This window comes from Psychrobacter sp. NPDC078409, from assembly GCF_050268505.1.
Taxonomy (GTDB): Bacteria; Pseudomonadota; Gammaproteobacteria; order Pseudomonadales; family Moraxellaceae; genus Psychrobacter.
Genome location: NZ_JBNNGW010000007.1, coordinates 77,941 through 97,619 on the forward strand (window position 1 = coordinate 77,941; position 19,679 = coordinate 97,619).

At 42.6% G+C, this 19,679-nt stretch carries 16 protein-coding genes and 1 pseudogene; 8 read left to right on the forward strand and 9 right to left on the reverse strand.

The window, feature by feature from the left end; genetic code table 11:
* Positions 1 to 107 precede the first annotated feature (107 nt).
* The 3 genes from ACQKC9_RS12795 to ACQKC9_RS12805 form a co-directional block, all read right to left on the reverse strand.
* Entirely contained in the window at positions 108 to 701 is a 594-nt protein-coding gene (locus ACQKC9_RS12795) for a c-type cytochrome (RefSeq protein WP_427622143.1), read from the reverse strand.
* A 194-nt stretch (positions 702 to 895) separates the two neighbouring features.
* Complete coding sequence (locus ACQKC9_RS12800) at positions 896 to 1,174, reverse strand: hypothetical protein (RefSeq protein ID WP_180958077.1); 279 nt, start codon at positions 1,172 to 1,174, stop codon at positions 896 to 898.
* Positions 1,175 to 1,351: 177 nt separating this feature from the next.
* Entirely contained in the window at positions 1,352 to 1,636 is a 285-nt protein-coding gene (locus ACQKC9_RS12805; RefSeq protein ID WP_427622146.1) for a hypothetical protein, read from the reverse strand.
* Positions 1,637 to 1,856: 220 nt separating this feature from the next.
* Between ACQKC9_RS12805 and ACQKC9_RS12810 the strand changes: the two genes are divergently transcribed.
* The 3 genes from ACQKC9_RS12810 to ACQKC9_RS12820 all read left to right on the forward strand — a co-directional run bounded on the left by ACQKC9_RS12810 (position 1,857) and on the right by ACQKC9_RS12820 (position 5,464).
* Positions 1,857 to 2,579: a heavy metal response regulator transcription factor gene (locus ACQKC9_RS12810; RefSeq protein ID WP_427622148.1), complete on the forward strand. Its 723-nt coding sequence runs from the start codon at positions 1,857 to 1,859 to the stop codon at positions 2,577 to 2,579.
* Between the two features lies 1 nt (position 2,580).
* The gene (locus ACQKC9_RS12815; RefSeq protein ID WP_427622150.1) at positions 2,581 to 4,128 is read left to right on the forward strand and encodes an ATP-binding protein; all 1,548 of its coding nucleotides are present in this window, start codon (positions 2,581 to 2,583) and stop codon (positions 4,126 to 4,128) included.
* A 208-nt stretch (positions 4,129 to 4,336) separates the two neighbouring features.
* The gene (locus ACQKC9_RS12820) at positions 4,337 to 5,464 is read left to right on the forward strand and encodes a M14 family metallopeptidase (RefSeq protein ID WP_427622152.1); all 1,128 of its coding nucleotides are present in this window, start codon (positions 4,337 to 4,339) and stop codon (positions 5,462 to 5,464) included.
* Positions 5,465 to 5,655: 191 nt separating this feature from the next.
* Here the strand turns inward: ACQKC9_RS12820 and ACQKC9_RS12825 are convergent, their stop codons facing one another.
* The 4 genes from ACQKC9_RS12825 to ACQKC9_RS12840 all read right to left on the reverse strand — a co-directional run bounded on the left by ACQKC9_RS12825 (position 5,656) and on the right by ACQKC9_RS12840 (position 10,838).
* On the reverse strand, positions 5,656 to 6,087 hold the full coding sequence (locus ACQKC9_RS12825) for a DUF6789 family protein (protein ID WP_427622154.1): 432 nt from the start codon (positions 6,085 to 6,087) through the stop codon (positions 5,656 to 5,658).
* 421 nt (positions 6,088 to 6,508) lie between these two features.
* Positions 6,509 to 7,939, reverse strand: a complete 1,431-nt coding sequence (locus ACQKC9_RS12830; protein WP_427622156.1) for a patatin-like phospholipase family protein — start codon at positions 7,937 to 7,939, stop codon at positions 6,509 to 6,511.
* Positions 7,940 to 8,216: 277 nt separating this feature from the next.
* Positions 8,217 to 9,203, reverse strand: a complete 987-nt coding sequence (locus ACQKC9_RS12835) for an EamA family transporter (protein WP_427622158.1) — start codon at positions 9,201 to 9,203, stop codon at positions 8,217 to 8,219.
* Positions 9,204 to 9,458: 255 nt separating this feature from the next.
* Positions 9,459 to 10,838: a PLP-dependent aminotransferase family protein gene (locus tag ACQKC9_RS12840; protein ID WP_427622160.1), complete on the reverse strand. Its 1,380-nt coding sequence runs from the start codon at positions 10,836 to 10,838 to the stop codon at positions 9,459 to 9,461.
* Between the two features lie 265 nt (positions 10,839 to 11,103).
* Between ACQKC9_RS12840 and ACQKC9_RS12845 the strand changes: the two genes are divergently transcribed.
* The gene (locus ACQKC9_RS12845; protein ID WP_427622162.1) at positions 11,104 to 12,285 is read left to right on the forward strand and encodes an MFS transporter; all 1,182 of its coding nucleotides are present in this window, start codon (positions 11,104 to 11,106) and stop codon (positions 12,283 to 12,285) included.
* Between the two features lie 96 nt (positions 12,286 to 12,381).
* Positions 12,382 to 12,690: pseudogene (locus ACQKC9_RS12850) on the forward strand (acetamidase/formamidase family protein); the annotation flags it as partial.
* 133 nt (positions 12,691 to 12,823) lie between these two features.
* On the opposite strand, the gene ampC reads toward ACQKC9_RS12850, so the two are convergent.
* On the reverse strand, positions 12,824 to 13,999 hold the full coding sequence (gene ampC / locus ACQKC9_RS12855) for a class C beta-lactamase (RefSeq protein ID WP_427622164.1): 1,176 nt from the start codon (positions 13,997 to 13,999) through the stop codon (positions 12,824 to 12,826).
* A gap of 608 nt (positions 14,000 to 14,607) precedes the next feature.
* Here ampC and ACQKC9_RS12860 point away from each other — a divergent pair.
* Together ACQKC9_RS12860 and ACQKC9_RS12865 are read left to right on the forward strand one after the other, a co-directional pair.
* Positions 14,608 to 16,965, forward strand: coding sequence for a sensor histidine kinase (locus ACQKC9_RS12860; protein ID WP_427622166.1), 2,358 nt, complete (start codon positions 14,608 to 14,610; stop codon positions 16,963 to 16,965).
* Between the two features lie 33 nt (positions 16,966 to 16,998).
* Complete coding sequence (locus ACQKC9_RS12865) at positions 16,999 to 17,937, forward strand: response regulator (protein ID WP_427622168.1); 939 nt, start codon at positions 16,999 to 17,001, stop codon at positions 17,935 to 17,937.
* A gap of 99 nt (positions 17,938 to 18,036) precedes the next feature.
* Here ACQKC9_RS12865 and ACQKC9_RS12870 read toward each other — a convergent pair whose 3' ends face one another.
* Positions 18,037 to 18,342 (reverse strand): hypothetical protein, encoded by a 306-nt coding sequence (locus ACQKC9_RS12870; protein ID WP_427622170.1) that lies wholly within the window; start codon positions 18,340 to 18,342, stop codon positions 18,037 to 18,039.
* A gap of 466 nt (positions 18,343 to 18,808) precedes the next feature.
* Between ACQKC9_RS12870 and ACQKC9_RS12875 the strand changes: the two genes are divergently transcribed.
* On the forward strand, positions 18,809 to 19,672 hold the full coding sequence (locus tag ACQKC9_RS12875; protein ID WP_427622172.1) for an SDR family NAD(P)-dependent oxidoreductase: 864 nt from the start codon (positions 18,809 to 18,811) through the stop codon (positions 19,670 to 19,672).
* Positions 19,673 to 19,679 lie beyond the last annotated feature (7 nt).

Here is a 19,679-nt window from a genome sequence, read left to right on the forward strand (position 1 = left end):
ATATTATAAAAATTAAAACTACATCACTGGATAAAATAGTGCTAGCAAAGCTTAAAACTCAAATCGCAAAAAGCAGCACTCCTTAGCACTGCATTTTTGACGAAGAATCAATGTTGCATTTCGGATCCATCACCAGACATATCCATCTCACCATCAAATGACATATCCAACATACTATCGTCTAACCGAGTCGTTAGCATGGTGTACTGGTTTTCATTTAAGTCAGGTAACGATCTAATAAAAGCGACCATCGCCCATATCCTGTCATCATCGTGAGTAGCGCCCCAAGCGGGCATGCCAGACGCCATAATGCCATGTTTAATCGCCCAAAAGCTTTGTCTGGCACCAGCTTCGGTTTGATAGCGCTTAACGATATCCGCCTGAGTAAAGTTAGGAGGCTTTGGGTACATACCGCTATTTAAATCTGTGCTGTTGACGCCGGGAGACAAATGACAGCCTGCACACATATCTTTGTAATCGGCACCGCCCGAGCTGATCATCTCCGCCTTCTTTAAATTGGGAACCAAAATATTCTTGCTGGCATGTTCAATTGAGCGTGTGCGGGCAGTTTCTAAAAAATCGTAAACCAGTGGGCTATGAGCTCGATCAGCACCGATATTTATCATGCCACTAGTCACCACAATAAAAACACCCGTAATAGCGACAAAGACAGTAAAAAGTATTCCTAACAAGAACTTCATAGGTTTGTCCTAAAAATCCATTTTCTTTAATGTCCCATTACTGCTTGATCAGCTTCTCTGACAATATAGTCAAGTCTATATAAATCCGCTACATCGTCATCCTCGCTAAGCATACTAATGTATAACTTGCACTCGGTTGCCTTGTAACGAAATTATATTGAACTGACTATAGTATTGAACTTATAAATTGATATTTAAGAGTCGCTATCGCTGCTCACACAGTGCTTTTGGTACATTGCTTTCATTTTGCTCATGTTAGCCATCATGGCTTTCATAGCAGGATCATTCATATCCATTTTGCTATGATCCATTTTTTGCATCATCTGCATATGCTTTTCCATTTTCTCACAGTTCATTTGGTCTTTTTCAGCATGCATTTTTGGGTCGTGTGCCAACGCAGAGGTTGAAACAACTAAGGCTATAGCAGTTGCTACGATTGATTTAGACAGTGGCATTGATTTGAGCAGTGGCATGGTAAATCCTTATTTGATTTAGTATGTAGTCGAAAAGACTTTAATATATTAAGTTACTTTAAAGCATACTTTAGTGATTCTGACAGAGAGATGACGGTAAGATTACAATTCTGTCATCTTAGTATTTATGGTTTTTAATGTTGTCAGTAATCCTTTAGTATGACATCAGAGCTGATATTACTTATCGCTACCATATTTATTGATAAAGTATTTTTCAGACTGTAGATGCTGATCTTTGTGTTCAATCTCACAAGCCACTCTTGCATCGATATAGCTTTTCATTTGTGAATTTGAGAGCTGAGCATCGTTATGATCCAAGTTTTTTGCAAACTCAGTCACAGCGTCGCAGTTATTGATGATTGAAGTGCTTAGATCCGTCGTATGCGCATTGGCAGTGGTAGTACCGATAAGTACAGATACCGACAGCAGTGCTACTTTTTTGAATGAACCGTGAATTTTCATATAAAACCTCTTTTGTAAGTTGTTTACATTGATTACCGATAAAAATAATTCATCGTAGCTAGGTATCGAAAACGAGCAGCTATGTACCGTTTATATAGATTAGCAAAATAAAACTGATAGTCTGATTACGAGCACATGACATCTTTGTCAGTTACCCCTCAATGTTGTCACCTGTGCTGGTTAGAACGTTAAACAATCATGACCGTATTGAGGAATTACAATGAAAGTACTACTGGTAGAAGATGAATTGAAGCTTGGCGAGTATATAAAAAAAGGCTTAACCGAAGCTGGGTTTATCGTGGATCATCAGCTAACAGGATTAGATGGCTATCATGCATTGATGACGGAAGAGTTTAGCGTGATATTGATGGATGTGATGCTACCTGATGTTAGTGGCTTTGAGCTGGTGCGTAATTACCGAGCGGCTGGCAAGCATACACCTGTGTTATTTCTAACCGCAAAAGATGACTTGAGTGACAAGATAAAGGGGATTGAGATTGGTGGTGATGATTATTTGACCAAACCTTTCGCCTTTGCAGAATTAATCGTCAGAATGAAAAGCTTATTACGACGTGCCAATCAAGCCGACTATCAAAGTACGATTATACAAATAGCGGATCTCAAGATGGACATTGCCAAACGCACGGTGCATAGAGGAGATAAGCCTATTAAGCTCACGGCAAAAGAGTTTTCCTTACTACAGTTTTTATTAGAGCGCCGCGGTGAAGTGCTTCCACGCTCAATCATCGCCTCCCAAGTATGGGATATGAACTTTGAAAATGATACCAATGTGATTGATGTGGCGATAAGGCGTCTGCGTATAAAAATAGACGATGATCATGACGCAAAGCTGATTCATACGGTGCGCGGGATGGGCTATCGGTTAGAAGCTGTTGATACAGCGCTTGATAGCAAACCATCTCACGAAGCTGGCAATGTCTAATATGAAATATAGGTTTGATAATCGGCGCTTGCCACTATTATGGCGTACTGTGTTGTTGCTCACGATATTTGTTGTTATATCGCAGGTTATTATTTATATATGGATACAGCGTTCTGTTAAAGGTCATTTCGAGCAAATGGACGCTGAGATTATGACACATGCTGCGTTTAACCTACGTAAACGAGTGATAGAACCTAGTAGCCCTATAACTTCTCAAACCCTACCTAGCTCTCAAAATCCATTGAATAGTCAACAGCTGCTAAGAGCGGCACCTGACATAAAGCTTGATGGAAATACTTCTACCGCAGCGATATCAGATGAAACTGATCATCAACATTCTTCTTGGCTAGATTACGATCTAAAAACCATTATCGCTAATAAAGAAGGGCAGATACTGTCTAGTACACCCAATAACTTTGCTCAAGAACTAGGAGAAGGATTTAATCTGTCATCACTGAAACAAGATAATGATAAGCAACAGTTTGTGATGAATATCAACAGCCGATACTATCGAGCAATGGTCATTGAAGACGACAAAATGCTCGCGCTTATCGCATTGCCTATAGATGTGCATCATCAGTATTTATTACAGTTCAATCGTCAGCTTAGTATGATTTTGTTCGCGATCACCTTGTTGCTCGTCTCAGTAGCGGCGGTGGGTGTGTACTGGGGTTTTGCACCTTTGGCGACCATCGTCCAAAAAATGAAAACAATGAATCCTGACAGATTGGATGATAGAGTCACAGTCAGTGATATGCCGTTAGAGCTGCGACCGCTAGCAGAGTCGTACAACTCAATGATGGCCAAGCTCGAGAGCAACGTTGAGTCGTTGTCTCGGTTTTCGGACAATATCGCCCATGAGCTGCGCACTCCAATAGCGACACTCAGCACGCAAACGCAAGTCATGTTAAACAAACCAAGAGCGGGCGATGAATATATTGAGCAGCTACACCATCAACATGACACGTTAGAGCAGCTGTCGGCCATGATAAATAATATGCTGCTGCTGGCAAAAACCCAAAAAGGATTGAGTGACTCGCAAATCAGTCATGTGGATACGGACCGTTTAATCACCAATCTCGTTGATTACTACGAAATGATTGCAGAAGATCGAAACATTAGTATTGAGACCAAAGGTGAGTTCAGCGCTGTCTTAGGAGATAAAAGTTTATTACAAAGGCTCTTTGCTAACCTGATATCGAACGCGATTTATTATGCTGCTCAAGATAGCGTTATAACCATTAGGGCAGATAGAATAAACTCAGATGAGATAGTGGACACAACAATAACCAGTCTTCAACAATTAAAACAAGATATTCTACGAATGACCATCACCAACCAATTAGATGAGCCATTGGCACAAAGTGAGGCGGATAAACTGTTTGAGCGTTTTTATCGACATGATAAGACCAGTAGTAAGCATTCAGGTACAGGGTTGGGGTTATCCATTGTTCAGGCTATCGTTGGGGCACATAACGGACATGTCAGTATTACTATAAAAGACGATTATCACTTTCAAGTGGCAGTCGAGCTATTGGCGGAAGTTTAACCTTTTATTAGTCAATGATAGATATTCAATCTGAATAGATAGATTTGGCAAGTGATTGCCTTGAAAACGAGCTGGTAATGACCAAGTAAATGTATATCTAATGCCCCATACAAAGTTAGAGATTATTAAAAGGCAATAGGTAAAAGAGTAAGTCGATAACGAACATAATACTTAAAACACAATCATAAAAACCAATTAGGGAATGACTATGCATATCACGGCTAATTTCGATGCAGGCAACATTGACATTATTAATGCAGATGACAAAAACGACATTCAATTAGCGATTCGTCCAGACGTTGGCGGCGAGTTTTTTCAGTGGTTTAACTTTCGTCTGTCAGGTCAAATAGGGAAGCAGTATGTTCTCAATATTCTGAATGCAGGAGAGGCCTCTTATCTGGAGGGTTGGGAGAACTACCAAGCGGTGGCTTCTTATGATCGTCAGCATTGGTTCCGTCTGCCAACGTCTTATAAAGATGGCAAGTTGACCATCGTGGCAGAGTTAGAATGCGAGACCATTCAGATTGCGTATTTTGCGCCTTATAGCTATGAGCGTCAGCAAGATTTATTGGCTGCCGTGCAAGTACATCCGCTAGTGACGTTGGAGCATCTAGGCGAAACGCTTGATAAACGTGACTTGACCCTAGTCAAAATAGGTGACGGTGCTGTTCACAAGCGTAATATATGGATTACTGCTCGTCAGCATCCAGGTGAGACGATGGCTGAATGGCTGATCGAGGGTTTGTTGTATAGCTTGTTAGATAGCGATAATGCGACTGGCAAACAGTTATTAGACAAGGCCAATTTTTATATTGTCCCTAATATGAACCCTGATGGCAGTGTGCGTGGACACTTGCGTACTAACGCTGTCGGAACCAATTTAAACCGTGAATGGCAAAATCCAAGCTTAGACAAAAGCCCTGAAGTATTTCATGTGATTAATAAAATGGAAGCGACAGGCGTCGATCTATTTTATGATGTGCATGGCGATGAAGCATTGCCATACGTATTCCTCGCTGGGTCACAAGGGACGCCAAGCTACAGTGACCGTCTTGCTAGACTACGTGATAAGTTTTCAGACGTATTAAAGTTAGCCAGTGCTGATTTTCAGTCTGAGATTGGCTATGAGATCGATGCGCCGGGTGCTGCCAATATGACCGTTGCCACCAATTGGGTAGCAGAGCGTTTTGATTGCCTCGCTAATACGTTAGAGATGCCATTCAAAGACAATGATAATCTGCCCGATGAAGAGATGGGTTGGTCACCCGAGCGTTCTATCAAATTAGGCGAAGCATCACTGGTAGCAATGCTAGCTGTCGTGGATGATTTACGATAACTATAGAAAAAAAGCTGCAGAAAATAAAAAGCTGCTATTGATGGCCAAGTGTTTTAGTGGTCATCGTTAGCAGCTTATTTCAAATACTTATAAAAGCACTTAAGTTTATACTTTTGATGTCATTTTCTAATGTTGATTTTTGATATCGAACTTCAATCAAATATTCTTATAGCTAATTGGTTTTCAAGTGTTTAGTGTGCGGCAACCAGTTTGACATAAACTTTGCCCAATACTACACCAAATACGAGATGTAGCATAAGAGTGGCGATTGGAATCATAATGCCGCTTGGCATAGATAAACCAAATAAGCCATTGCCCATCATAGGCATAATAGCAATCATCATCATAAACCAACCAATTGCACCTACCATTGCGCCAGTCAGCGTAAAGTTCTTACTTCTATCCGTACCTGCTATCAATGCCATGACGATACCATAGCCGATCGACCCGACCATAAAGTGAGCGATCCACGCTATTATGTGACTGCCACCCATCATCGATGCGAGCATCGCAATAATATCTAAATCAGGCATGAGACCTATTGCACTTTTTAGCATGAGAAGTAGCGACATAACGATGGTCGCGATAAAAGCAGCTATTATTCCAGCCATATATTTGTTCATAGTAGTCATTCCTTTTTCAGGTTTGAATCGTTATTATTTTTTTGATGTTTTTAATTTTGGTTATTATCCAGTCGTAATACATTGGAGGTAGATAGCTGTTTATATGTGCAGTAGAGATACGAAAGAGTATAGGTGCTTTTTAAAATTATTGTGTACTACCTGCCAATATTAAACACCCCAATATGTATCGTTTCTACGATAAAAGGTCTTGAACAGTCATTCAAGTAATTTTGAGTAATCGTTCAAAATTACTTGTAACCACAAGCACGTTATGAATGTTCAGTTCGAGAAGAAATGAGGCGGATATAGCAGGCAGAGATAGAAAAATGCGATAAATATAGGCTGGCATGCTATCAGTTATGATGCTGCTAAGGAATTTTGACAGTCACGCATACTTGATTATTGGCAAGCACGATGACGGTCATTGAAGGGCATTGCGGAAATTTTGAAACTCTTTAGATTGTTCAAGTAAATCACTGCCCAAATAGCGTAAGTCATCTACTTGTTCAGGTTGTAAATGAAAGGTGGTCGGCATGGCATCGAACTTTGCACGCTCTGTTTTATCTTCGACTTGATCGAAGGTTAATACGGAGAAATGCACTTCTACCTGAGGCGCATTTGCAGGTCGCTGAGCATTTACATGCTCTCCCCATTGTAAAAATTCTTTTTTGGCCAATGAGACAGTTTCGTTATTTAGTGTGCCTAGTGCGACTTCACTCGCCGCTGAAATGGTATCAAGAAAACTCGGGTCTTTATTTTCTACTGACCACTCATGCTCTGAATAGGTCTGAGCATTGGCTACAACGACCAGTACTTGTCTGACTTGGCGCAATTTCGCAGGACTGAAAGCGCCTGCCATGTTGGGCACATCACCATATTGGGTCACAGGACTCATCATTGAGCCGCGCACGCCAAGATTATCGGTTACCCCGCCATCTACCAAGCGCACTACTGGCATTCGATCTGGCTGCGAATACCTATCTAGTGCGCGAGCTATCGCATAACTACGCGGCAAATGACTGTCTTGATTTAGTGCGTCATTGACCCAAGGCTGCGAGCGCTGCGAACAATCAGAAAAGTTGTGTAGGGCAATAGGGGCAAAGATGCCAGGGACTGAGGAAGAGGCCATCACCGCATTGGCAACTGGGTAGCTTGATAAATCCGAACACAAAAAGTCAAACTGCTGCTGAGTAAATGAAAAAGTCATCGCGTTGTTTAGATCACTTGCATTTAGGATAACGTAAGGCAATTTTCCACGGCTCATATCAGCAAAGGTCTTTTGTTGAAATAGACTGTTGTCTAAATTGTCAGCCACCAAATCCCCACGATTGTATTCAGAACTGCTCATCGCTATTAGGCTTTGCGGACGTATCGCAAGTCTAATCAGTCGTGATTGCCAATCTTCATACAAGAATTCTGGAGCAAATTTCTCAAAAATGTCATCGCCAAATAGTCCGTAATATGCTGCCGTGTAGCTCCCGCCAGATACCGAAGAGATGACATCTACCTCATCTAATAATCGGCGCTCTACGCCATTGATAGTTACTGGTGTATCACGTAGCTTTTCTAGCACCCCGTAGCTGAGTGCTGCTGCCCGTGTACCACCACCAGAAAAGGCAAGTACAACAAAAACTTCGTCTGAGTTTTTTGGGAGGTTGTTATGAAAATCATAGCGAGCAGTGCTCTTCTCTACAATGGGCTTGTTCCAGACTCGTTTTGCGCAACCAGTGAATAACAGCGAGATAACAATGATGATGAATAGAAAAAACGCAAAGCATAATCGAGGTGAAACCATCAGTTTTGAGAGTTTCTGCAGCAGACGATCATAGTAAGTCGGTATGTCTATACGCATGCAAATCACCTCAAAGTTTGTAGACTACGGTGCGCTCTGTACTTTTTACTAATGACAGAGCAAACCACGTCAGTTTTCGACTTCCATGTCGGTTGTGACTTAACACTTAAGAGCAGTAAACTTAAGAGCAGGGGCCACCTTCTAAATATGACGTATATAAAACAAAGCTGATATAGATTGATTTCTTACTAGTATCAGTCACGGTGGGCAATTTAATTACTATGAATAAACCTTAACTGGACGGTAATAGCGAGTCAAGATAAAACTGAGTAACCATTCAAATAGCCTTTCTTTTCATTTTTATCTTCACATTCGCCAATAACAGCCCTGATAAGATCAACATCATGGCCAGCATCTTCCACCACGTCACTACTTCTCCTGTGAGTAGTACTGAGGTCACCATACCGAATACGGGCACCAATAGTGCAAACGGCATAACCTTGGAGGCGGTGTTTTGACTGAGTAAGTGTGCCCACAGGCCAAAACCAATTAAGGTTGAGATATAGACGATAAACCCAAGTGAGAGCCAAGACTTGAGTGATGCTTCAGTAAACGTCGCCAACTGCCATGCATCAGTCTCAAATGTAAGAGAAGATATCGTTAACATCACGCAAGCAATGAGACCGCCCCAGACTACCAGCGCTAGCGCAGACAAAGCAGAGGCTTTATTTTTTCCAGTGCTAGATGTGGCAACAGATACTCTTGTTCCTTGCTGCGTCGCTTTTAGAGCCGTTTGCTCTGACGCTTTTTCTGAGGCCTGTTTTGATGCTTGCTTGGAGGCTTGCTTGGATGCAATGTTACCAAAGCTCCAACCGATGGCCGCAATCAAAATACAGATGAACCCTGCCAAAGGCATATCACCGCCAAGGTTTAACGCAATCACGCTAAGTCCTAGCACACCGACCAACATACCGACGATTTGCATACGGCTGACTGCTTCACCCAATATAAAGTACGCTAGCAATACCGTGATAAAAATCTGAATTTGTAGCAGTAGTGCCGTCAGCCCCGGGGATGAACCCAGATGCATCGCCGTGAATACAAAGGCGTACTGCATGACAAATGTACCGATGGCATAAATAAACAAGGTACGGTTAAATTTAGGCGGCTTTAGAAACAATACCAGTGGTACAGCAGTAAAGAAAAAACGCAGGGCGGTAAGCATCAGTGGCGGAAAGCTCTCAAGACCCCACGCAATAAAAGTAAAATTTACGCCCCAGATAAAGGTAACCAGTACAGCCAATGCAGTATATATAGGGGACATATGAGCTATCCTAGAGAAATAGTATCCGTTGTCGGAAGTGATTAGATTTGATTGTGTTTGACTTATACTTGGCTGATATTTAGGCTTAGAATTATAGTCGAAAGGTCACTATATAATAGGACGGTACTAGCACTATAGTCGATTCAATTTAAAAGTAGTACAAGGCAACCGAGTGTAGATGTACATGTGATACTTCAAGCGAGGTTAACGCTGTAATACTTATATAGTGGAATGACTATATAAGTCTCTGATTGGTTAGTCTAACGATTGAGCCAATACCTCGAAAACTTTTGAATGACTCATCTGCGCCACATTGAACCGCATAAAGTTCTCAGCATTGTCCGATTGGCTAAAAACATTGCCCGGCGCCAATACCACACCTTTGGATAAACAGCGATTGGCCAATTCGGTCGCATTATTATTCTCAGGTAATCGGCACCATAGGAACATACCTGCTTGTGGGAGCAGCCACGGTACGATGCCTAATTTAGCCAATCGTGGTAGCGTATGAGTACGCGCGCTTGCCAGCCGAGTATGGATATCATTCATATGCTTACGGTAGCCGCTATCAGTCAATGCTGAGAACACAACCGCCGCTGCTAACTGACTGCCACCAAAGCCAGTCGCTATCTTTAAATCTACCAAACTCTCAACCCACTCTGTAGGCGCTGCAATATAACCACAGCGTAGGGATGCGGATAACGTTTTAGAAAAACTGCCGATATAGAATACGCGTGATAACCCATCCAAAGCCGCCAATCTCGCTGCAGGCTTGACTTCAAAATCTGCAAAAATATCGTCTTCGATAATGTACAAACCAGCCGCTTGAGCCAATTGTAATACACAGTATGCCGTGGCAGGTGATAACGTGGCGCCCGTAGGATTATGAATGGCAGCATTGGTGATGTACAGGCGCGGCTTATGCTCATCTAAAATCGCTGCAAAGGCCTCTACATCTGGCCCATTGGGCGTATAAGGGACACCAACCACTTTGACCCGATGGGCAAGCAGCTGTGCTCGAAAATTAAAGTAACAAGGATCATCGACGACAACCGTATCACCCGGCGTTAGTAAAAATCGAAAAATCAAATCTATCGCCTGAGTGCCTGAATCCGTCAATATGACCTGTGACGGTTCTGCATTGATACTCAATCCTGCCATACGCCGTGTGAGTAATTGGCGCAATGCTAACAGCCCTAACGGCGTTGCATACTCACTGATAATGGACGCGTCAGCTTTTGCCACATTTCGCAGACCACGGCGTATACCTGCCTCAAATAGCCAGTCCGCTGGCAACCACCCACAGCCTGGCTTTAGCGCACCATCGGGTGGCTCCAGCGACTGCCGTGATACCCACAATGGATCTACCACTCGATCAATTTTTGGTGCTATATCTGTCAATGATAGCGGCGCTGTCGTCTCTGCCACATAAAACCCTGCACCAGGACGGGAGTAGATGATTCCCTCAGTTTGCAGGCGTTCATAGGCTTCAACCACGGTCGATGGTGAGAATCCATAATCTTTGGCAGCGGCACGGACAGACGGTAGTCGCGACTCTGGCATGTAGATAACGGTTGCTATTTTCTCTTTTACGTCAGCCATGACAACTTCGATGCGTGTTAGCTTCTTATTCATATTTTTTACAATTTTTGGTAAGGCGAATTTTGTGAAGGTTTTATCTTAAGGTTATAGCTAGGACAATATATGGGTAGGATATCCCAACTGTATGGGTTTTATAGACCAAACAGTTCTGTCTAATTGTACTGTATTGTATATAGATAACCTACTGTACTTTTGTTTTAATCATTGGACGTAAACGATGTAGAGGTTAGTGTCATTCTACTGTGAATCACACTAACCTCAGTCAATTCAACGATTATTATTCAAAAAGCAGCGATATATGACCACTAAAAAATATAATAAATATCTGGCCTTTGCCTTATGTGTGATAACGACAAGCGTCAATATCCAAGGGCCGCTTTATGCCGTTTATGCGCACAATGATGGCTATGGCGTGCTAGCAACTACGATAGCGTTTTCCTTTTATGTATTGGGTGTCATACCTGTATTGTTAGCTTTTGGCGGATTATCTGATCGCATCGGACGGCGCAAGGTGATTTTAATCTCTCTAGCCCTATCGGTAGCAGCGACGGCTCTTATGTTGTTTTATCCATATACGCGCGCGTTAGCAATAGCGCGATTCGTACTGGGTGTGGGAACGGCTCTGATGGCTGCTACGGCGACGGCCTATATGATTGAGCTGCTCGGCTCAACAGATACGATGCGTGCGACAGCGTGGGTGACGGCCAGTACAACGATAGGTTTTGGTCTTGGCCCTGTATTGACGACGGTTTCTTTGATGTTTTATGAAACTGATCAACCAGCCAGTTTTTTCTTACTGCTAGCGAGCGAGATATTCGCTATGTTTTTGTTATATCAATTACCAGAGACGGCACCTAAACGCACTAATTTTCCCACCTCTATGCTACGGCTACCTTATTTTAATCGTGAGGTCATCTGGTATGGCAGCGGTATCTTGATCTGTTGGGCGACGACCGGATTGGTGTTGTCAGTTATTCCCTCAGTACTGGCCACGCATGGACTGGCTAAATATGCAGGGGTATCCTCTATGTTAGCCATCAGTTGTGGATTGATCGTTCAGCCAATCGCCCGAAAGCTTGACCCTCAAGTTTCAAGCAAGCTAGGTCTTCTGATCTTACTACCAGCTTATGCTTTATTGGCTTGGGGGACGTTGAATGCCAATCTACCAGTGATTCTTTTGGCGGCATTTTTGGCCAGTACTAGTTGCTATGGTTTTGTCTATTTGGGCGGTATGTTAGGAGTCGCAAAATCTGCTAGAAATGAGCAGGCACGTGCAAGTGCAGGCTATTTTCTGATGGCATATATAGGGCTTAGTGTACCCGTCATCTTTACTGGTTTGATTGTGGATCGGTATGGTGCTGCTACTGCGTTCTACGCCTTTGGTGTGTTTTCTTTAGTTGGTGTGATTGTCTTATTTGCCAGCCAGCCTATGTTGAAAGTTAGGCGTCATTCGAACGCCAATTTGCATAGCGTGACTTAGAATAAAATTGATAGTACAGTTTTCTATCAATCATCTTTTCATTCAATATTTTTTAATTCAGTACCTTTGCATGCAGCATCTATGCTCTAAAATGACGCCACTTTTAAGTTGACACTGCTAAAAGCAGGTAAGGATAAGATCCCGGGTAAAGAGATTGTGCAACCTTTGGCAGAGAATGCTGAATTTTGGATCACGCCAGGGCTAGATGAAGATTTGGATGAGGCGATGAAGAAGTCTACTCGTGAAGCGATTCGTTTCTTAAATCAAGAGTATGGTATTGATGAGGCAATCGCTTATGCTTACCTAAGTGCAGCGACAGATTTTGAAGTATCGCAAGTCGTGGATAAGACCAAAGGTATCCATGCCAAAATTCGTAAAGCAGATTTCAAAGAGTTTGAAAAATAGTAAGAACTAACACTCTCAAGTTTAGAAAAAAAGTCCTTTATACTGATATAAAGGACTTTTTTTACATTCATTATATTAGTTTAAAAAAGGTGAATATCACTAGAGACACAGCAACGTTCTGTTTTCTTCTACTTCAATTAGCCATCGCACTTTGCAGGATGGTGTAAGCCGCTTTGACCCTCTCTGCGTTGGGGTAGTTCTTATTTGCCAAAATGACAATACCAGATTTTTTTGCGGGAATATAAGCGATATATCCACCGAAAGCATTGGTAGCGCCTGTCTTGTTCACCCATACATCGTTTAAAACAGGTGTCGGCTGATTGTTCGCTATGATGGGCTGTGGCTTGAGTACCACATCCGTTGAATTACCTTCAAGCAGTGTGTCTAGCTGAGTGGGGAATGGATACATCTCCCACGCCAATCCCTGTGTAACAGTGCTCGCTTGATAGTATCCCTTTCTAGTGTTTTGCAATGACTGTTGAATATTTTTATCCAAAGGGATTAACCCCATGTTAGCCGCCATGTAATGGGTCATATCCGCGCTGGTTGATTTAATACCATAAGCTTCGGCGTCCAAAATCCCAGGGTTAACTCTTATCGGCTCTCCAGCAGCGTTATAACCAAACGCATAATCGTCCATTTTGTCGTTAGGAACATTGACAAAGGTACTAGGCATATTGAGTAAGGGCAGTATTTTATCTTCCATCACCTGTGTGTAATCCGCGCCCATACTCAAGGCTGATATATGGCCGAATAGTCCTATACTGGCGTTAGAGTATAGACGTTTTGAGTTGATAGGGAAGGCAGGTTGCCACGACTTATAGTAGCGGAACAATTCCTTATTGTTTTTGACATCGTTAGGTACTTGAAGTGGTAGACCACCTGCCGAATAGGTGGCTAGGTTGATAAGCTTGGTGTTACCAATGGCGCTGTCTTGTAGATAAGGAATGTATTTATCAGCGGTATCCTCCAAGTCGAGTGTGCCATTGAGTTCGGAGTAACTGGCCAAAGTCGCGGCAAAGGTCTTACTGATAGAGCCCAACTCAAAGATAGTGTTTTCTGAAACAGCCTTGCCAGATTGTTTGTCAGCCAAACCGTAGTTATAAAAAGACGACTTTCCATCGACAATAATACCAAATGCCATACCTGGAATATCATGTGCTTTCATTAGCGACTTGGCTTGTGCATCTACTGTGCTTTTCAGATGACTGTCGCTGTCTGCTGCTTGCACTTGTCCAGATATCAATAAGGCGGCAACGACAGCAGTCAGACCAACTCGGCTAAAAAGTGTTCGCACTGATTTTTTCATGATTATATTACTTGTCCGTTTTGTTAGAAGTAGCGGAGGTCTATTCCTTTAGCGAGTCTGCAAATAGGTTACTGACTTCGAGAATGTCATTTCGTGTTTTCCTATTTTATTTTTACAGAACCTCCGTATTTTTACAGAATACCAATATTCCGGCAAGCTGAAATCGGTTTATTGAATATAGATTAAGGGCTAATTCATACTTCTACTATAAGTATTTAAGTGTATTTATCTCTCATTTATTGAGGAATTGTCGTGTGCGGGACAAACTTCTAAGCGCTGTTATGAAATTATAGTCTACAGGCAAGGGATGTCGTCAATGATAAACCTTAACTTATCACTAAATAAATTAATCAGGGATGAATGATGAATAGTAATAAAAATACTTATGGTATTGTCTACGCTGTTTTTTTGTTTGACGGCAAATTGGCGCATTTTTTTTGTTATGTTTAAAATGAGGACAAACCCTAAAAACACGACTTTTGTCATTATCTTGTCATAACCGCATCGTATCCTTGAGCTCACTATGAATGGTGGCTGCGTATGGCTGATGTCTTGACTTATTGTATGAGTCATTGATAACAGTAGGCGCATCAATACAAGGTTTGTTTATGAGTGTGACTAATCGGCTTGGTAGTATTTCCACGCGCATGCTGATTATTTTGGCATTGGCTTTTTCATTGATTATTCTGATAGTGTACTGGGTTATTGAAACCCAAGCGAAGCCGCGCCTACTAGAGATGACTTCAGAAACAGTGGTTGAAACGGGTAATGAAGCAATCAATAGCATTATGGCGAGTATCAGCCATGTCGATGGATTGGCAAAGGCGACCAGTACGATGGCTGGTGGCTTGCCAAAAGAAGACGTTCTTTATAAAGAAACCTTTGGAAATCTCATGCAGCAGACGGACCTGCGAATCGTGGGCGGCGGTGTATGGTTTGACCCCAATATGTATGAGCAAGGTCGAGAGCGTCAGTCGTTTGTGTGGGCGCGTGATGAGGCAGGCAACATGCAACCATCAGAACGCTATAATCAAGTGAGCCAAACGCCCAATCCTTATTATCGAGATTGGTGGTACATTCCAGCGATGTATGCGCGTCATGACCACTGTGTCTGGAGCCGTGCGTATGTGGATCCCGTGAGCAATCAGCCGATGATGACGTGTGCAAAGTCATTATATGACAGTCGTAACCAAGCTTTTGATGGCGTGGTGAGTTTTAATTTGTTATTGGATAATCTCGATGATGCCATGAAAAAATGGCAAGATAAGGTAGGTGGCTACGTCTTTTTGGTAGACTTGGACAATCGGTTTTTGACCTTTCCTGATCAGTCGATGGTCACTCAGGTGACGGAAGATAATCCTCAGGGCGAAATGGTAACCGCACATCAATTGGCCAAGAAAAACCCTAGCTTTGCACCTATTGCTGATCGCCTAGATAGTATCAATCGCACACTGATCGATGAAGCGACTGCTAAAGATGAAGGCCGTTTCACGCTCGCCGCCCGTAGTATTTTGAGCACGACCAATTTGGACAAAATCAGCGAACAAGAATCCCAATTACTCTCCGCATTATTGCTGTTGAACATCGATCAGACGTTTAACTTAGTCGGCAGTCATTTGGTCGATACCATCGCTGTGCCCAATGATTTTGTGTTGCAGCAGTCTGCCACCGCTTTTGTGTTTCGTATGCCATTTACGTATTGGAAGATGGTCATCGTTAAGCCTGATAATGACATGATGAGCGTGGCAAATGCACTGTCAAACCAGCTGATTCAAGCCATGCTATTGGGGTTTATTCCGATTTTATTACTGACTGCATGGGTATTTCGTCGCTACTTTACGCGTCCATTGAAGCACATGGCAATGGCCGTGGCTGATATGGGCACATTGATTGAGCAAAAACAATATCAAAAATTAAGCATGCATAAATTGCCACACTCAAATGTCAGTGAAATCCAAGTCATCAGCGAGCAGACCAATCAACTGATTGATCGTGTCGTCGAAAACGAAGGCGCGCTTGCTGAAATAAATGTCCATCTAGAGAGCCAAGTGACCGCCCGTACGAAAGATTTGCAGCAAGCCATGGACGAATTAAAAGCCTCACAAGTGCACCTAGTACGCTCCGAAAAAATGGCCACACTCGGTCAGATGGTGGCAGGCGTGGCGCACGAGGTCAATACGCCTCTTGGCTATGTGCGTAGCAATATGGAGCTGGTCGGTGATAACCTCATGCGTTTTGATGAGCTGATACAGCATACCGATCAATTATTGCATGCATTAAAAGAACCAGAGGCTGACCAAGCACAAGTGACTCAATTGATAGAGGAGACCTTGCAGTGTTGCGAGGCAATTAAAGAAGATGAAGTCAGTGAGGATTTGACAGATTTGATCAAAGACGGCCTGTATGGCGTCGATCAGATTGCGGAGTTGGTCGTGAGTTTGCGTGATTTCTCTCGAATTGACGAATCCAAGGTAAAAGAGGTCGATATCAATGACTGTATCAACACGTCTTTGGTGATGGCACGTAATAATCTAAAAACTCTAGATGTCAGCACCAGTCTGGCTGAGCTACCATTGATTCAATGCAATCCTTCGCAAATCAACCAAGTATTACTCAATCTATTTAATAATGCCGCCCAAGCCATGCCAATGGATTATAAAGGGACATTACAGATCCTCTCGTCTGTTGATGAGTCGCGACAATACGTGGCAATCAGCATTACAGATAATGGTGTTGGTATCAAAGAGAGTATTTTAACGCAGATCTTTGAGCCTTTTTTCACCACCAAAAAAGCCGGTGATGGCACAGGGTTGGGATTGGCTATCACAGCACAAATTATCGAACAACATAGCGGTCGCATCGAGGTCAGCTCAATCGTTGGCACTGGAACGACGTTTACCATCCTGCTGCCGATACAGTCTATCGCTCATAAAACCGAATCTTCGCAGGCCTTATTTGAAAGTTGAGAGATTTCCAACTACTTATTTAAAGAGAGCCTCATGCAAAAACCAAAAATTGCCTTTATCGATGATGAACCACGCATTTTACGCAGTTTAAAAATGCACTTTCGACAGTCACACGATGTGTTTATCACCACCGATGCCATTGAGCTGATGGAATATATCAGCGCGAATGAGGTACAAGTGGTCGTCAGCGATCAACGCATGCCAGACAAGCAAGGTACAGAAGTGTTGCGTGATATCAAGTCGGCATCCCCGAACACTATTCGTATCTTATTGACGGGGTATGCAGATCTGAATGCGGTGATTGATTCTGTGAATGAAGGCGAGATTTATCGCTATATCACAAAGCCTTGGCAAAATGATGAACTCAAAAAAACCATTAATAAAGCCACAGAGATTGCTCAGAAAACCCAAGAAATCACCCAAAATGCCACTGAAAATCATGATATTCAAAACCGTATTCATGCCAGAACTGATAGCAAGCGTAGTATATTGGTGTTAGATGATGATGAGAGTGTTTATCAGCAAATAAAAAGTCATTTTAAGAGTGCTTATACCGTGAGCTGGGCAAGCAATATTGAGCAGGCTGCAAGCTTATTACAAAAAAAACGCTTTGGCGTCACTATTACGGATTCGACGCTCAATAAAGAAAATATCACTCCCATTGTTTATGCGCTAAAAAATATTCAGCCTGATCTGATGGTGCTCATGTTGACCGAGTTCAAAGATGCACATATGGTGATTGATTTGATTAATAAAGGTCAGGTATATCGCTGCCTACCACGACCGACCAATTTTTCTATGATGAGTATCAGTCTTGATCGCGCGTTTGATCATCACGAAAGATTGGTACAGCAGCCGATATTGGCAGCTCGCCATCATGTTGAAGCAGTGCCGGAATCAGAGACGTTGAACTTTTCTGACAAAATAAACCGTTTTTTTGCCAAATTTAGAGATTGGCGTATTGGAAGGTGACGTCAATCCAACATAAATTGGCTGCACAATATTTACCCCAGTAGAACCGTATGCACTTTAGGAGGAATCGACTGTATTTTGTTTAAGGTCGAACGCTATTTAAGCCAAAACATTTTGCACGCAGTCGATTAAATACTCTTTTGCGGCATTGAACAGTGGGTCAATCAATCGTCGTTCAGGAAAGATCAAATATAGTGGATAGGGGGTAACTTGCCAACCCCCTAGTTTAATTTCAATGTGCTGTCCTTCTTTTATATCAGAACTAATGTCCAAACGAGATTCTAGTGCAACACCATGTCTCATTATTGTCCAACGCCTGACCACGTCACCATCTTTTGCCCGATACAGCGACGCTCGTTTGTTTGCCCAAGCCTTCAAACGTTCATTGACTAAAATATTTGTCATTGTGTCCCAGACACAGACAATTATGTTCAGCCAATGCTGAGGGTGTCTTAGTTTCACCAAACTTCTCTAAGTACATAGGCATTGTCTAAGATGCCCAGTGCATCCTTACAGTGCTGCAAAAACTGCTTACCCTTGTTAGTAAGGCGGAGCTTGCGCGTCAAGCGGATGAACAATTTATCCTATTGAGATACGCTGATGGAGGGCAGACCCTAGTTTGAAAAACATCAGACTAAATAGGATGGTTGGGTTGACGGTTTTATTGTCTCAAATACAACAAACAATCGCTTAGATAAGGCTCTACATAACCCCTTAAATAAAACTCACTTTCAAAATTATATTGAAAGTGTTTTAGGTGATGGCTACTGTTTGACCCACAACACTTTCATTACAATGAGCGCTATCACGATGGATAAAATAGAACAGGTATCCAAAACTGAAACAATAATTCAAACAATAAGGGCGGTTTATGACTCTGAATACCACTAAAACAATTTTAATTACTGGCAGCACAGATGGCATTGGCAAATTGGCAGCGTTAAAACTGGCAGAAGCTGGGCACCAAGTATACCTGCATGGCCGCGATGCTGACAAACTTGCTAGCGTCATTGCAGAGGTTCAAGCAGTCGCGACAGGCGCAGCAGTAGATAATATTGATGGGTTTGTGGCTGATTTTTCTGATTTAACGGATGTGCTAAAGATGGCAGCAGACGTCAATGAAAAACTGCCAAAGCTTGATGTGCTCATAAATAATGCAGGGATTTATACCACGGCATCAGCAATGACTAAAGACGGTTTGGATGTACGTTTCGTAGTCAATTACCTAGCGCCTTATGAGCTGACCAATGCTTTATTACCTTTGCTCAAGCAGTCTGATAAAGCCCGTATCGTGAACTTAAGCTCAACTGCGCAAGCATCAATATCTTATCAAGCACTTGCAGGCCAGACTCGCCTCGATGATAAGGATGCTTATGCCCAAAGCAAGCTGGCATTAACCATGTGGAGTATGGCATTAGCTGACACCGTCGCTAGCAACGATATCAATGTCATCGCCGTCAACCCAGGTTCGCTGCTGAACACAAAAATGGCCAACGAAGCGTATGGTCAGCATTGGTCATCAGCAGACAAAGGCGCAAATATCCTAACGGAGTTGGCCATCTCGGATGAGTTCGCTGACGATACTGGTAAATACTTTGATAACGATATAACAGATGGTGCACATGGCGATGCAAGAGGGGCGTTTGGTCGACCACATGCTGATGCTCTAAACAAAGCAGCCATTGCAGAGCTTGAGCAGCAGACTCAGACAGTATTACAGTCAATTTTTGCATAACATGCAT